General features: G+C 34.2%; 10 protein-coding genes. 9 read left to right on the top strand and 1 reads right to left on the bottom strand.

Annotated elements, in window-relative coordinates:
- Positions 1-423 precede the first annotated feature (423 nt).
- The 9 genes from ACO05S_RS18390 to ACO05S_RS18350 all read left to right on the top strand — a co-directional run bounded on the left by ACO05S_RS18390 (position 424) and on the right by ACO05S_RS18350 (position 14,629).
- Entirely contained in the window at positions 424-1,218 is a 795-nt protein-coding gene (locus ACO05S_RS18390) for a hypothetical protein (protein WP_421919478.1), read from the top strand.
- Between the two features lie 1,127 nt (positions 1,219-2,345).
- Positions 2,346-4,274 carry a hypothetical protein gene (locus ACO05S_RS18385; protein WP_421919477.1) on the top strand — a complete coding sequence of 643 codons (1,929 nt, stop codon included), beginning with the start codon at positions 2,346-2,348 and terminating at the stop codon, positions 4,272-4,274.
- The gene (locus ACO05S_RS18380) at positions 4,264-5,373 is read left to right on the top strand and encodes a DUF6340 family protein (RefSeq protein WP_421919476.1); all 1,110 of its coding nucleotides are present in this window, start codon (positions 4,264-4,266) and stop codon (positions 5,371-5,373) included. The genes ACO05S_RS18385 and ACO05S_RS18380 overlap by 11 nt, the downstream gene beginning before the upstream one ends.
- A 70-nt stretch (positions 5,374-5,443) precedes the next feature.
- Positions 5,444-6,691 carry a M48 family metallopeptidase gene (locus tag ACO05S_RS18375; protein ID WP_421919475.1) on the top strand — a complete coding sequence of 416 codons (1,248 nt, stop codon included), beginning with the start codon at positions 5,444-5,446 and terminating at the stop codon, positions 6,689-6,691.
- Positions 6,692-6,703: 12 nt separating this feature from the next.
- Positions 6,704-7,942, top strand: coding sequence for a competence/damage-inducible protein A (locus tag ACO05S_RS18370; RefSeq protein ID WP_421919474.1), 1,239 nt, complete (start codon positions 6,704-6,706; stop codon positions 7,940-7,942).
- A gap of 507 nt (positions 7,943-8,449) precedes the next feature.
- The gene (locus ACO05S_RS18365) at positions 8,450-9,781 is read left to right on the top strand and encodes a TolC family protein (RefSeq protein WP_421919473.1); all 1,332 of its coding nucleotides are present in this window, start codon (positions 8,450-8,452) and stop codon (positions 9,779-9,781) included.
- 31 nt (positions 9,782-9,812) lie between these two features.
- On the top strand, positions 9,813-10,895 hold the full coding sequence (locus tag ACO05S_RS18360) for an efflux RND transporter periplasmic adaptor subunit (RefSeq protein ID WP_421919472.1): 1,083 nt from the start codon (positions 9,813-9,815) through the stop codon (positions 10,893-10,895).
- 308 nt (positions 10,896-11,203) lie between these two features.
- The gene (locus tag ACO05S_RS18355; protein WP_421919471.1) at positions 11,204-14,428 is read left to right on the top strand and encodes an efflux RND transporter permease subunit; all 3,225 of its coding nucleotides are present in this window, start codon (positions 11,204-11,206) and stop codon (positions 14,426-14,428) included.
- A gap of 12 nt (positions 14,429-14,440) precedes the next feature.
- Positions 14,441-14,629: a YgaP family membrane protein gene (locus tag ACO05S_RS18350; protein WP_421919470.1), complete on the top strand. Its 189-nt coding sequence runs from the start codon at positions 14,441-14,443 to the stop codon at positions 14,627-14,629.
- Positions 14,630-14,850: 221 nt separating this feature from the next.
- On the opposite strand, the gene ACO05S_RS18345 is transcribed toward ACO05S_RS18350, so the two are convergent.
- Entirely contained in the window at positions 14,851-15,564 is a 714-nt protein-coding gene (locus ACO05S_RS18345) for an acyltransferase (RefSeq protein ID WP_421919469.1), read from the bottom strand.
- Positions 15,565-15,950: the final 386 nt, after the last annotated feature.

Here is a 15,950-nt window from a genome sequence, read left to right as displayed (position 1 = left end):
CTTCTGATACAGAAGTTCAACTCTAATACTTCAAACTTGCACATGGGATAAACCAATGTAATAAGAAGATTTAGGGAAAAAGCCAAAAAATAGAGAGTTTACATCCAGTTTTCTAACAATTTCAACTTCAATAAAACTTGGTATAATAGCAATAGAGATGCTGATCAAAAGAGAATTAGCACTATTAAAGTTTTTGAATCTGTTTTGTTTTAAAAAAACATTAGATTTTTATGAAACCAAATTGTAAATGTTTAGTACAATAAACTTTGAGGCTGCATGCAGCTTGAACGGATGTCTAAGCAAAGCAAGAACTTTATTAGCAAAATAAACTTTTGAATCAAAAATGTTACTTTTTGATTTAACAAAGATGTAATCTGTTTTGTTTTAATATATTATGCTATTATTTTAAGATCACTACACTAAATGAATAAAGACTTACTCTTTGCATTAATACAAAACCCAAACCTAATTCCCGGCATATACAACTATTGTGATGGATGGTGTGACCGCTGCAAGTTTACCGCCAATTGTCTAAATTATAAGATGATGGAAGAAGGAGTTCCAGACTTAAAATCAGCAGAGCATGATGCTGAGGCAGAAGCTTCGTCAGCAATGGAGAATTTGGATGAAATGTTTCAACTCAGTATGGAATTATTGAATCAAGCAGCCAAAGATTTGGGTATGGAACTTCCTAAACAATCAGATGAATTTAATACAGAGATAGAAGTAAAAAAAGATGAATTAATTTTTAATAGCCAGTTAATGCTACAGGCAGATAAATACTCTGAGTTGGTAGATTCTTGGTTTGCAGATTTTGAATCACTTTTGTTCATAGGATCTCAAACTTTAAAGGAGATTTTTGATTTTAAAGAGGAAGAGGAAATGAATGATATAGAATTGCTAGTGTTTGATAAATCTGAGATTATTAAATGGTTTCAGTTTATCATCCCAAGTAAATTGTTTAGAGCCCTTCGTAGTAAATCCAATACGGATGAAACAGGAAATGAGTTTTATGCTCACGATAGCGTAGCCTCAGCAAAAGTGGTGTTGATTTCTATTGATAACTCTATTGAAGCCTGGACATATTACATGAACAGGTTTCCAGGAGTAGAAGACCGAATGTTGCCTATTTTACTGTTATTATCTGGCTTACGAACTTTGACCGAAGAAGTATTTCCTGAAGCAAGAAATTTTGTGCGTCCTGGGTTTGATATCTAAGTATAATTTCAACCAACCATGGGATATAGATATTATTCATGATTTTGCCTACCTCAAGGAATAATTTGAAATGGTTTTGGGATATTTTTACTTTACAAGTGGAGCTGAATACACTGATTGGGAAAAAGAAAAATCAGCTTGTATTGATTGTTGTTATGTAAATCAGAATTAATTACTGCGATAATAATGATATTTAAGTGCAGAGAATGGTGGTTCAATATCTGTCTTATGCACAAAAAAGTCGGGAAACCACCCCCGACTCTTCTATATTCACTTTTTAACCCTATAACTCTATGAAAAACACTTTTCAATTCTGTTACATTACAAATGTACGTTTAAAAACGGTTAAGCGCTGCGAAAAAGTGTTAAAGAAGTTTAAAACTATAGATTGATAGCTTTTTATATTTTTTTTTAGAATAAAAATTGATAGAATGAAACGAGCAGGATTAAAATAATTATTGAACATACATGATAATGATTATTTTGACCTGTTGGCTTCCATCTAATAAATGGGCAAATTGTTAAAAAAAAAAGCATCTTAACTTGTTTTGAGAATTTGAGTCTAGTCAAGTGAAACAATAGAATCATACCCATAACTACGGCTATATTTTTAAAGAAAAATCAACTCAAAAGGACATAGGGAGAGGTTTATTTTGTTGTAATGCTTTTAGTTATTTGGATAAGTGTTTTTTTTACTGATCTTTTTAGCCATTCAAGTGATAAGAGGAATTTGTGTTTGATTTTAAGATCATTCATGGAGTGAAATTTATAGCAGAAAACGATCCGGGAATTTAAGCTGGCATGCTAGTAATTGAATTAAATCATTGGTGTGAATCTTTCGGCTTAAAGCCAAAAATGAATTGCATAAATCTATTTAAACACAAAAAGTGGACGAACAATAATCATTAAAGGCCTTAGTAACGGATTTCTTTGTTAAATTTGCTGGATCAAAAGAAAGAAAGTTGGATATTTCACTGGTTACACAATACTCGATATGGTGGGTGTTGCCGATTTTAATCTTGGCATCGGCAATTTCTATCCGCACATATTTTCACAGGCAAAATTTGCATAAGGAATTGGCAGTTTGGAAAAATTTCAGCCTTATTATCCTGCGATTTCTAGCAATCTTGACTTTATTAATTTTAATACTCGAGCCTGGGATTAGATATCAAAAAACGATTGAAAATAAGCCAATTCTAATCTTTGCTCAAGATAATTCAGCTTCATTGAGGTTTGGGAAAGATTCAAGTTATTATTTAAGTAGCTATTATTCTGAAATTGATGAACTGTTAAAAGAGTTTGAAGATGACTATTCTATTCGACGGTTAAGTTTTGGAGATAAAGTTGAAGTTGCAACAAAGATTGACTTTAATGAGAAGTCAACGGATTATTCATCATTGTTCAAGTTTGTAAAAGATAACTATGGTAATATGGATCAAGTTCAATTGCTGATTGCAAGTGATGGCTTGTTTAATTCAGGAGCTAATCCACGATATCTTATTCCTGATCTGGGAATACCAGTTCATACGATACAGCTTGGAGATACAGCCAAAATTAAAGATGTTTCTGTTTATTCGATTCGCTCGAACAGAATTGGATTTACCAATACGAAATTGCCGGTAAGAGTTGGTTTTAAAGCTCAAAATTCTAAGCACAAGAAGCTAGGTTTTAAAATAAAGAATAAAAATAAACTGATCTTACAAGATGAGATTATCGTAAATTCAGAGAACTTTTATCAAGAAAAGGATTACTTTATTGATACTGATGAGAAAGGATTGCAACGGTTTACCGCAGAATTAGAATCTAACTTTTTAGAATATTCTTTTAAAAATAATAAAGCCGACTTTGTTGTCGATATTCTGGATTCTAAAAAGAAGATTGCCTTGTTTTTCGATCAATATCATCCTGATTTAGGAGCAATAAGATCGGCTTTTCTTGAAAATCCTAACATTGATTTTCAATTAATAAATCTTTCAGAAAAGCAGGTTAATTTTGATGACCTTAACTTGGTAATTGCTTATCAGATTCCTTCAAAAGGAAGTAGTCATATAGATTTATTTCGACAACTGCAATATAAAAGGATACCTAGCTTGTTTATTGTCGGTGGTAGTACTGACTTGATTAAATTGAACTCTTTAAACCTGGGGCTGAATATCAATAATGAAAATGCCTACTTTCAGGATGTGTTGTTCAAAGGAAATAAAAACTTTTCATTGTTTAATTTAGAATCAAAGAAGAAGAATAGTTTTGAGAAGCTTCCACCTTTATTAGCACCCTTTGGTGAAATTCATTTCAAATCAGAATACAATGTTTTAGCTTATCAGCGAATAAAAAATATTGATACGCAATATCCGTTGATGGCTTTTTCTATTATGAAAGATAGAAAAATGGCTTGGATATTTGGAGAAGGTTTATGGCGCTGGAAGTTAAATGAATTTAAACAGTTCGATACAAATTCAGGATTTAATGACCTTATTAACCGAATCGTTCAATATTTGGCATTAAATGTAAAAAAGGATCACTTAGTTGTTAATCATCAAAAGGACTTTACTGAGGGTAATCAAATTCACTTTAAGGCTGAGTTGTACAACAAAAGCTATCAACTTTCAAACAAAGCCGAACTTAATTTTGTTTTAATAGATGCTGAGAATAATACTTACAACTATAGATTTTCAAAAAATGAGGATGCTTATGATTTAAGTATAAATTCTCTGAGAAAGGGAAGATATAAGTATAAAGTTTCAAGTATTGGCTTAGAAGAAAACCTGGAGCGATTTGGAGAGTTTATTGTGCGAGAGAATAATCTTGAATCAAAAAATTTACAAGCAAATCCATTAACACTTAAACAAATATCTGCTTTATCACAAGGAAATTATTATAGTGAAATCAGTTCAATAAAAATTAAAGATGATTTATTGAAAGACAACAGGAGGAAACCTACGATTGTATATCAAACAAGTTATGACAAGGCTGTTGATTCACTTTATTTATTACTTTTTATTATTATATTAATGGTTTCGGAATGGTTTTTGAGAAGATATTGGCTTGGAAATTAATCCTAACCGCAATAATTTAGTAAGAATGAATATGCTAAGAATTCCTACAAGAATTAATGTTAATAAATATCTGTTATTTGGAGTTTTTCCTTTGATTTTTGGTAGTTGTCAAACAATGGCACTATATACATTTGAGAGTTTAAAAGCACCAAAAATTATTGTCCCTCCAGATGTAAAAACCATAGGATTTGTCGATCGGAATCTTAGTTTTGATTCGGATTCATTATCAGAATATTATCAATCAAACGCATTAACCGTAAAGGATACAGCTAATTACGATAAAATTCGTGCAATTAATTGCCATCTTGGATTAAGCGAAAATTTATCTAACTACTATGCACTAGATAGCATCTCGTTTACTCGATTTTCGATTAAGCATATCGAGGGAGAAAGAAAGTATGATCCCATGACATGGGAGCAGGTTGACAGTGTCTGTGAATCTAGTGGGTCTGATATCATAATTTGCTTAGAAGATCTACAAATTTTTAATGAATATGAAACGATAAAAGGTGAAGAAAATTGGGGGATAACGGATATAAGATACTATGCTGTTTGGAGAATTTATGATCCCTTGCTTCAAAAACTTCATGATGAAAGAATGATTTCGGATAGTCTTTACACAGAAGTTAGCTCTTATTCTTTTACCAAATTAATTGAAGATAAGATGCCAACGCGCAAGGAGCTTAATGCTGAAGTTTCCTATGAAGTTGGTCGTAATTATGCAAATTTAATTTCCCCAACTTGGGAGGAACTAACCAGAACCTACTTTATTGCCGGTCATGAGGATTTTTCTTTAGCTTATTATTATCTGAGTAATGAAAATTTGAACCAAGCTATAGAAATGTGGAAAAAACACACTAACTCAGTGGATTTAAAGATTGCAGGAAGAGCATGTTATAATTTAGCAATGGCCTATGAATTGAAGGAGGATTTTCAAAAAGCAAATGTTTGGATACAAAAATCCATCAAATATTATCAAGATTTAGACAAAGAGCCGTCAGAATACAAGTTCATAAAAGAATACTATAAAGAATTAACCCAAAGAATCCAAAATAGCTACCTTTTAGATAAGTTTTTTGGAAAAGAAAAAACAAAATAAAAATAAGCCCTTGAAAGTATGTACTTTCTGGGCTTCTTAATTTTGTTTTGCAAATTAAAAATTAGAATAGATGACTGTAACAACAATTTTGTATATCCTATTGGGCATATTGATTTTTGATTTTATATTGGAACGATTTCTGGATATTTTAAACCTTAAAAATTGGTCTCCTACACTTCCTAAACTATTAGAAGGTATTTATGAAAAAGAACAGTACCTAAAATCTCAGGATTATCAGAAAGAGAAGTATAAGTTAAGCTTTGTTTCATCTGCTATAAGTTTTGTAGCCAGTATCTTAATGATTGTTTTAGGTGGTTTTGCCTGGGTCGATGAATTGATAAGAGAGTATACTACAAATCCCATTTGGCTTGCGTTATGGTTCTTTGGAGTAATTATGTTGGCATCAAGTATTATTAGCCTGCCATTTTCGTACTATTCTACTTTTGTGATTGAAGAAAAGTATGGGTTCAATAGAACCAGCATAAAAACTTTTATACTCGATTTATTTAAAGGAGCATTTTTGGGAATGGTGATTGGTGGAGGTTTATTGGCTTTGCTGATTTGGATTTACTTGCAAACAACCAATAATTTTTGGTGGATGACTTGGGCTGTTATAGCAGCTTTCATGATATTTATGACCATGTTTTATTCATCCTTGATTGTGCCACTTTTCAACAAGCAAAATCCCTTAGAGGAAGGAGAATTGAAAGCTGAGATACAGAAGTTTGCTAAAAAAACAGGCTTTAAGCTCGATAATGTTTTTGTAATGGATGGATCTAAAAGATCCTCAAAAGGGAATGCATATTTTAGCGGCTTGGGAGCTAAAAAGCGCATTGTATTATTCGATACATTATTATCTGAGTTGTCAACAAAAGAAATTGTCGCTGTTTTAGCTCATGAGATTGGGCATTACAAGAAAAAACACACTCAAAGCGGAATCATTTTATCATTACTTCAAACAGGATTAATGTTTTACATTTTTTCCATTTTTATAGCTAATCCTAAGTTATCAGAAGCTTTAGGAGCCGAGCAGCATGGTTTCCATTTAGGATTGATCGCTTTTGGAATTCTATATTCACCAATTTCCAGTATTTTAGGACTTGGTATGAACCTACTTTCAAGAGCGAATGAATATCAAGCTGATGAATATGCAAAGAATAATTATGAAGGACAATCATTAGGAGATGCTCTAATAAAACTATCGGTAAGTACTTTAAGTAATCTTACACCACACAAAGCGTATGTGTTCTTCTATTATTCTCATCCAACATTATTGCAAAGATTAAAAGCAATTAACTTTACAAAAAATAAAGCTTAAATATCAGGAAAAATGCAAGCAGAAATTATTACGATAGGCGATGAAATACTAATAGGACAGGTTGTGGATACCAACTCGGCATGGATGGCTAAAGAATTAAATAAAAATGGAATTAGTGTATCCAAAATAACAAGTATTTCAGATCAGGCGGATGATATTGTAAATACTATAAAAGCTGCCATGAATAGAGCTCCTCTTGTATTAATGACAGGAGGATTAGGCCCAACCAATGATGATATCACTAAAAAAACATTAAGCGATTATTTTGGAATGTGCTTGATTCAGGACGATGAATTGTATCGAAAAATTCAAGATAGATTGGCAAAGTATGGAATCCCGATGAATCGGTTTAATTGCGAGCAGGCTCTTGTTCCTGATGGGGCTAAAATTATTCCTAATAATTTTGGTTCTGCTCCATGTATGTGGTTCGAAAAAGATAATAGAGTTCTTGCATCAATGCCGGGTGTCCCTTTCGAAATGAAAGGAATTATGCAGAATGGCTTAATTGAAAGAATAAAGAGTCATTTTGCAACTCCCGAAATCGTTCATAAAACGATTATGACAGAGGGAATAGGAGAATCGGTTTTGGCTGACATGCTTACTGATTGGGAGGAGAATTTGCCAAAAGATATGAAACTGGCTTATTTGCCATCGCCAGGTAAAGTTAGATTACGTTTAAGTATCACAGGCAACGATAAAGATGAGTTGAAACAAATGGTTCAATTGGAAGTTGAGAAACTCCAAAAGATCTTGCCCGATAATATTTTTGCTTACGATGATACAGCCATTGAGGAACGTGTTGCAGAACTACTTTTAGCAAAAAATAAAACGATAGGTACTGCAGAAAGTTGTACGGGTGGATATATTGCTCATCTAATTACTTCGAATGTAGGTAGTTCTGCTTATTTTAAAGGAAGTGTTGTTTCCTATTCAAATGAAATAAAGGAGAATGTTTTAGGAGTTAATGCGAAAGATTTGGAGGTGCATGGTGCGGTAAGTAAAGAAGTTGTTGAACAAATGGCATTAGGTGCAAAACGTGTTTTGAGTACTGATTATGCTCTTGCAACTTCTGGAATTGCAGGTCCGGATGGAGGAACCGATGAGAAACCTGTAGGGACGGTTTGGATTGCCCTTGCGGGAGATTTTGGAGTAAAATCAGAAAAATTGGAATTGTATAAGGTGCGTGAAAGGAATATTAAAATTTCTGCCTTTAGGGTATTAAACCTTCTGCGAAAGGAATTAGAGAAGTAACTGTACCATTTCTGAAGCGAGCATGATTTACCCGGTAATGATTGTTTTGATCTTGTGGCTTCTACCTGGCAAATGAAAAAAATATAAACAGAAATAAGCCTTCAATGGTTTTAAAAATTTGGAGTTTGTTAAGGTTAAACATAGAGGCAAAGTCTTTTAAACTTAATTAAGAAATTTAAATTGAATTTAGGTTTTTAGCTAAGTGATTTCTTTTAACAAGAATAAACTCAAATGGACAAAAGAACGAGATTTGTTTTATTCTAATACTGGTATTTCAGAATAAATGAATTGTGAGCTTGCATTGTGCAAGTTTTTTTACCCTTACAGAAAATATTATATAAAATATTTGTTGATTGTTATTGTATATTGTTCTAAATTTCAATGTGCAAAACCAGATGATATTGAGGAGATAGGTTTTAAAACCAAACTCAAACATCTAGATGTTTGGATATATAGATTAAAATATATACATTTGGACAAAAATCATTAAACAATCAATAAATAGACATGCGAAAAATTATCAGCCTATTCATCTGTTTTCTTATTGTAAGTGAGATAAGTAAGCTGTTGGCACAACAAACAGAAATGAAGTTAAGCCTGCAAGAAGCTTTACAAACAGCTACTGATAATAACAGGCAAATTAACAAAGCGAAAGAGCAGGGAAGAGTTGCAAAAGCAGAATTTCGTCAAACAAATTCGGTATTTCTTCCCAAATTAAATTTATCGCATACTGCGGTAGCGACAAATGATCCATTAGCAAGTTTTGGTTTTAAGTTAAAACAGAAAATTACTACCAGTAAGGATTTTAATCCAATCTTGTTAAATGACCCTGATAGAATTGAGAACTACAATACCAAAATTACAGTGCAGCAACCCATTCTTAATTTTGATGGATTTTACCTTAGAAAAGCAGCCAATACAAAAATGCAAGCTGTTGATTTTACTACTGCACGTGCCATTAACTTTACAAAGTTTGAGGTGAAGAAAGCATACTACCAATTAGAATTAGCACAAGAAGCGGTAGATGTAATTGCCAAATCAGTGGAAACTGCCAAATCGGCACTACGGCAAACAAAACACAATTTAGAACAGGGATATGCGAAAGAGGCTGATTTACTTTCTGCTAAGGTGCACTTACTTGAGGTAAATAATCAACTCGAAGATGCTAAAAATTCGCAACGGCAGGCAGGAGAATGGTTAGCATACATCCTAGGCTTGGATATTCAGACTACTATTGTCACTACCGACAAATTGAATCACGTACCTTCATTACTACAGGCATTAAGCGAGTCGGATGAAGGAATGCGATCGGATATCATGGCTTACAAGAAAAGTCTGGAGTCGCATGAAAATATGTTGAAATCAGAGAAAATGAGATTTCTACCTCGATTAAATGCTTTTGGTGCTTACGGATGGAACGACTCAAAGCTTTTCGGGACTTCGGCCAATAATTATATGTTGGGCGCAAGTTTATCGTGGGATATTTTTACTGGCTATAAACATGCAGGGAAAGTGCAAAAGGCCGAAGCGGAATTAAAAATTGCAAAATTTGACCTTACCGATTATCAGTCCAGATCGAATATGGAGATTATAGCTGCCAAGCGGAATTTGAAACTCACATTCAATAGAATTGAAACCAACAAACTTGCCAAGGAACAAGCCGAAGAGGCATTTAGAATAAGAACCAACAGGTATAAGCAGGGATTGGAAAAAACCATAGATGTATTGCATGCTGAATCAATGGCTTTGATGAAGAAACTTGATTACATCAACTCATTATACAATTATCATGTTGCAGTTTTTCAATTGGAATTATTGCTTGAAAAGGTGTTACAATAAGCAAAATCAATATCTTAAAAGAAACATAAAAATGAACTCTAAGAACATAGTATTATTAGCATTAACTGCCACACTTGCTTGGGGATTTCAATCGTGCGGTAGTGAATCAAATTCAAAAAGAACACAGAAGGCCGATCTTTTGGTAAGTGTGCAAACTGTAAAAAGCTTAAATCAAGCTGAAATAATGAGCTTTTCGGGTAAGATTGAGGCAGAAACACATGCGAATATCAGTACCAGAATTATGGGACAAATTGCAAGAATATATGTTGAGCCAGGTCGAAAAGTAAGAAAAGGACAATTGTTAGTTCAGATTAGAGATCAGGATATTAAGGCTAAAAAAGCACAGGTTATAGCCAATTTGACGAAGGCTGAAGCTGCTTTCGAGAATGCAAAAAAAGATTACGATAGATTCACAGTTTTATTGGAACAAAAGAGTGCTACGCAGAAAGAAATGGATGACGTTACCACACATTACAACATGACTAAAGCCGAATTGGAATCAGTAAAACAAAGAATGAAAGAAGTGAGTGAGATGTTAAGCTACTCTGCCATAAAAGCTCCTTACCATGGAACTGTTACCAAAAAATATATGAATGTTGGTGATATGGCTTCTCCAGGAATGCCATTGTTGGCTATTGAGAAACAAGGAGAATACAAAGTTATGGCTAGAATCCCGGAAACTGAAATATCTAAAATTCAAAATGGAGATCATGTAAGGGTGAAAATATCAGCACTTAGCCTAACTATTGATGGTACGATTGCCGAGGTAAACCCTTCTGCTTTGTATACAGGCAATCAATTCGAAGCTAAGATTGCTTTACAGCCAACAGCTGAGCAAAAAGCAAGCTTATATAGTGGAATGTATGCCCGGGTTGTGATAGAGAAGGAAGGTGCACCCGGCATTTTTATCCCTAACAAGGTATTGGTAAAAAAAGGACAGCTTACAGGAGTGTACACGGTTAGTCAAATGGGAACGGCAATTTTACGTTGGGTTCGTATTGGTAAAACCATCGATGATAGGACTGAGGTATTGTCGGGCTTAAGCGATGGAGAACAGTACATTGTATCTTATCAGGGTAAGATTTGGGATGGTGCAAAATTAAGCATCAAGTAATACCAGTAATGCGATGAAAGGAGCATGATAAATATAATTATTAAACATATATGGTAATGATTATTTTGATCTTGTGGCTTCCATCTGACAGCGGAAAACATTATAAACCAATATAATCAGTATCATTTTTGTGTCCTTTTAAGTTTATTAATCGTTAATTGTACCGCTGTAGCTAAAGCTGTGCCTCTATTTTTAGCCTTTACTAAACTCAAAATTCTCAAAACCATTAAAGGTTTGTTTCGCAATATAACTGGTATAATACGGATGTTAAAAGAAAATTTGAATTACAATATCAAACCTCTTAAAAGATGAAAACAGGATTTGCAGGCGGCATAGCCAATTTATTTATTAATTCAAAACTGACCCCTCTATTAATGGTCACCTTTATGGTAATTGGTGTATACAGTGCTTATTTAACCCCAAGAGAGGAAGAACCACAAATAGATGTTCCCATTGCTGATATCTTTTTAATGTATCCCGGGGCTAGTCCGTCGGAAATAGAATCTCGTGTGATGCAGCCTCTCGAAAAGGTTGTGGCAAATATTCCAGGGGTTGAATATGTATATTCAACTTCGATGCCAGGGCAGGCCATTTTAATTGTTCAGTTTTTTGTAGGCGAAGATGTGGAAAGATCTCTGGTGAAAATGTACAACGAAATTATGAAACACATGGATGAAATGCCAAAAGGAACATCCATGCCATTGATAAAAACACGTGCAATTGATGATGTTCCCGTACTTGGGCTAACACTTTGGAGCGAAACCTATAGCGATTTTCAGTTGAAAAGAATAGCCCAGGAGGTGAACAACGAAATTGAAAAAGTAGCAGAAGTATCGGAGACTAAAGTGATTGGAGGTCGTTCGCGCCAGGTAAGGGTAATTTTAAACCGGGAAAAAATGGCAGGATATAAGCTGGATGCATTAAGTATATCTGAACAAATTAAAATCTCTAATCAACAATTAGGATCAGCTTCATTTAATAGCAATGATCAGGAGTATTTGGTTGAATCGGGTAGGTTTCTCGAAAATGCTGAAGACATTTCCAGTTTGGTTGTTGGTGTATACAAAGGGAGTCCCATTTATTTAAAACAAGTTGCTGAAGTAATCGATGGTCCGGAAATTCCATCTCAATATGTAAGTTTCGGTTACGGAAAAATTAACGATGCCAAAGTGCAATTTAAAGGAGAATATCCTGCCGTAACAATATCTGTGGCCAAACGCAGAGGAGCTGATGCCATGAAGGTATCCGAACAGATTTTAAGTAAAATCGAATCGCTTAAAAAAGATTTAATTCCTTCGGATGTTCAGGTAGATGTAAGCAGAAACTACGGAGAAACGGCTTCTCATAAAGTAGCTGAATTGTTGCTGCATCTTTTAGGAGCCATTGTGGCGGTAACCTTTGTAGTGATGCTGGCAATGGGCTGGCGCGGAGGTTTGGTGGTATTTCTTTCTGTACCCATCACTTTTGCTTTAACCATGTTCAGTTATTATTTTCTGGATTACACATTAAATCGGATTACGCTTTTTGCCTTGGTTTTTGTAACAGGCATTGTAGTTGATGATTCAATTATTATTGCGGAAAATATGCATAGGCATTTTAAAATGAAGAAAATTTCATTTATGAAAGCAGCCTTACATTCTATTGATGAAGTTGGGAATCCAACCATTTTAGCAACATTTACTGTTATTGCAGCCGTTTTGCCAATGGTTTTTGTATCAGGACTAATGGGGCCATATATGAGCCCAATGCCAATTGGTGCCTCGTTAGCCATGATATTTTCGCTGCTTGTGGCGCTTACAATTACCCCTTATTTGGCTTTTAGGTTGTTGAACCATAACGAAAAGAAGATCAAAAAAGAAAAGGTATTTAAACTTGAAGATTCTGTGATTTATAAAATGTATGCGGCTACCATTCGTCCCATGCTGGAATCGAAAGTCAAGCGTTGGGGATTTATCGGAACGGTTAGCGTATTATTATTGGCATCAACAACATTGATTTACTTTAAATTGGTTGCGGTTAAAATGTTGCCTTTCGATAATAAAAATGAATTCCAGGTAATAATTGATATGCCTGAGGGTACTACACTCGAACGAACGGCTGTTGTTGCAAAAGAATTGGCTGCATACATTGCACAGCAAGAAAACGTTGTTGATTATCAGACTTATGTAGGTACTTCTGCACCAATCAACTTTAATGGCTTGGTGCGTCATTACGATTTACGCAGAGGCTCAAATGTTGCAGATATTCAGGTGAATCTGACACAAAAGCATGATAGAGATTTGCAGAGTCATGATATAGCAAAAGCAATGCGACCAGGTTTACAACAGATCGGAGAAAGATTTAATGCAAATGTTAAGGTAGTTGAAGTACCACCCGGACCTCCGGTAATGTCGACATTGGTGGCAGAAATTTATGGGCCAAATACCGAAGGTCAAATTGATGTTGCCAGGCAAGTTAAATCCATTTTTAACAATACCAATGATGTGGTAGATGTGGATTGGTTGGTTGAAGATGATCAAACTGAATATCAATTTAATGTGAACAAAGAGAAAGCTATGCTTGCCGGTGTTTCAACAAAGCAGCTTGTACATACTTTAAGTATGGTATTAAAGGGAAAAGAAGTTTCTCAACTGTATCAGGAACACGAACATGAACAAATTGGTATTAACTTGCGTCTTCATGAAAAAGATAGAAGCAGTGTTACCGATCTAAAAAAAGTAAACCTATTGACTCAATCGGGACAGATGATTTCGATTGGAGATATTGTTGATATCCATAAAAGAATTAAAGAGAAGAGCATTTACAGAAAGAATCAGAAGAGAGTGGTATACGTTACCGCTGACGTTGCCGGAAAATTAGAAAGTCCGGTTTATGGAATCATAGAAATCTCTGATCACTTAAGCGATGTGAAAATCCCCAAAGGCTACGAGCTCTTGGAAGAGTATACGAAACAACCGTTTTTCGAAGACAATTACAGTTTAAAATGGGATGGAGAATGGCAAATTACGTTCGAAGTGTTTCGTGATTTGGGTGCAGCATTTGCAGTGGTGTTATTGGTGATTTATATGTTGATAATTGGATGGTTCCAGAATTTTAAAGTTCCATTTGTAATGATGGTTTCCATACCACTTTCCCTTGTGGGGATATTGATAGGCCATTGGTTGATGGGCGCATTCTTCACGGCAACTTCAATGATTGGAATGATTGCCTTAGCTGGTATTATGGTTCGAAATGCGATTCTGTTGATTGACTTTATCAATCTGCGATTGGCAGAAAATGTGCCATTAAAGGAGGCCGTAATAGAAGCGGGAGCTGTTCGAACCACTCCGATTCTATTAACAGCAGGTACCGTTGTGATTGGTGCTGTGGTCATTTTATTCGATCCAATTTTTCAAGGACTAGCCATTTCATTAATGGGAGGATCTATCGCATCAACATTTCTTACCTTGGTAATTGTTCCATTAATCTTCTATATGACCGAGAAAAAGAAGTATCCTGAAATGAAGGATGGAATAGAAAATGTAAATGAGTAAATCAAATTGATTATGAGAGAAAGAATGATTAGAGCAATTGCCGGAACAATCGTATTAATAAGTGTTCTGTTGGCATTCTATGTAAACATGAATTGGTTGTTGCTAACTGCCTTTGTAGGTGCAAATCTATTACAGTCATCCATATCAAAATGGTGTTTAATGGACGATATACTAAGAAAAGTATTTAAAGTGAAAAGTTGATCCTCTATTTGTACTTGTGCGAATGATATTTTTACAGGCTCATCTATACTATCGTTGCTAGTCCTGATTTGTAATCAGGACTTTTGGAGCTTGGGATTTTTAATCCGAAAAATTTAAATCTGAAAAAAGGGATTCACAAATTTTCTTGCAGATATACGCAGATAAAGGTGTGCCGATTTGTGCGGAAAGCAGATTGTTTAGGATATTCTGCGAAGTTCTAACTAGCCTTTAAAACTGGTAATCATTTCATCAAAACCATTAAATATGGCTTTATGATGATTTTTATAATATTCATATGATTTGCCGATGTTGTTTCTAACCCATTTACCAGATTTCTTATCTAAAGACTCTATAAACTCATCAATCTTATCTCCATTAATAAATAAGGAATATTCATTTTTAAAATCATCGATGGTAGGTTCTCTATTTTCGGTGTTCTTGATGTGATAATAGTGCGCTTTCATCTCCTCGGCATACCTTGTTCTGGCTTTTTCGTAATATTGATCGAGTGAGCATACAGGTGTAGCTGGCCTTCCAACTGCAATACAATTTGATGGGATATCCTTTGACACTAAAGAACCATGACCTACAAATACATTATCTCCAATGGTAACTCCTTTTAGCACGGTAACTTGCCTTGCAAATGATACATTATTCCCAATGGTTACTTTTCCGGTGGAATGAAGGGGCAGAAAATCGTTGTACTTCTCCTTATATAATCTCGATACAGCATCGTGAGTGAGCAATGTAAAGTTCTTATTAAAGAATACATTGTCTCCTATTTCTATCAACCATGGCCGCGTAAGATCAATGTCTATTGTTTTTACATTCTTAAAATAGACATTTTTACCCATCTTAACACCTCTGTTTTTTAGATACCTAAGGAATCGTTTTTTCGATGTAAGAGCAAATAAGTATTTAATCTTTCTGATCATGTAGAACTCGCATTGTTTAAAGGGCAAAACTACAAGATCCAAAATGAGATCAAAGAGTTGATTAGAAAAAACCGAAAGTCTCAATGTTCTGCAAATCAATATAATAAACCTATGTTTAGTGTCATAATTCAAAACTTCAATTCACGAACTGCTTATGCATTCCATCAAATAAACTCACGAACAAATAGATAGAAATAAATAAATTAACAATAGAGTCTCAATAGATTAACATTTAACTGAGGTTAATCACTTAATTAAATTAAGGAGTAATTTTAATCAAAAAATAAAGCATTTTTTAAGTAATTGACTGATAAATACAGCTTTATTGATCTTTTCAAACTTGTTTTGACATGAAATAAGTCTTGTTTTTTTGAGTTTATTCTCAA

It is taken from the genome of Marinifilum sp. (genome assembly GCF_965230805.1).
Taxonomy (GTDB): Bacteria; Bacteroidota; Bacteroidia; order Bacteroidales; family Marinifilaceae; genus Marinifilum.
This window is presented reverse-complemented; position numbering and strand designations above follow the sequence as displayed.

Excerpts from the sequence above, each read along its gene's own strand:
- ACO05S_RS18390 (WP_421919478.1), top strand. The coding sequence starts at position 424 with ATGAATAAAGACTTACTCTTTGCATTAATACAAAACCCAAACCTAATT.
- ACO05S_RS18375 (WP_421919475.1), top strand. The coding sequence starts at position 5,444 with ATGACTGTAACAACAATTTTGTATATCCTATTGGGCATATTGATTTTT.
- ACO05S_RS18370 (WP_421919474.1), top strand. The coding sequence starts at position 6,704 with ATGCAAGCAGAAATTATTACGATAGGCGATGAAATACTAATAGGACAG.
- ACO05S_RS18365 (WP_421919473.1), top strand. The coding sequence starts at position 8,450 with ATGCGAAAAATTATCAGCCTATTCATCTGTTTTCTTATTGTAAGTGAG.
- ACO05S_RS18360 (WP_421919472.1), top strand. The coding sequence starts at position 9,813 with ATGAACTCTAAGAACATAGTATTATTAGCATTAACTGCCACACTTGCT.
- ACO05S_RS18355 (WP_421919471.1), top strand. The coding sequence starts at position 11,204 with ATGAAAACAGGATTTGCAGGCGGCATAGCCAATTTATTTATTAATTCA.
- ACO05S_RS18350 (WP_421919470.1), top strand. The coding sequence starts at position 14,441 with ATGAGAGAAAGAATGATTAGAGCAATTGCCGGAACAATCGTATTAATA.
- ACO05S_RS18345 (WP_421919469.1), bottom strand. The coding sequence starts at position 15,564 with ATGATCAGAAAGATTAAATACTTATTTGCTCTTACATCGAAAAAACGA.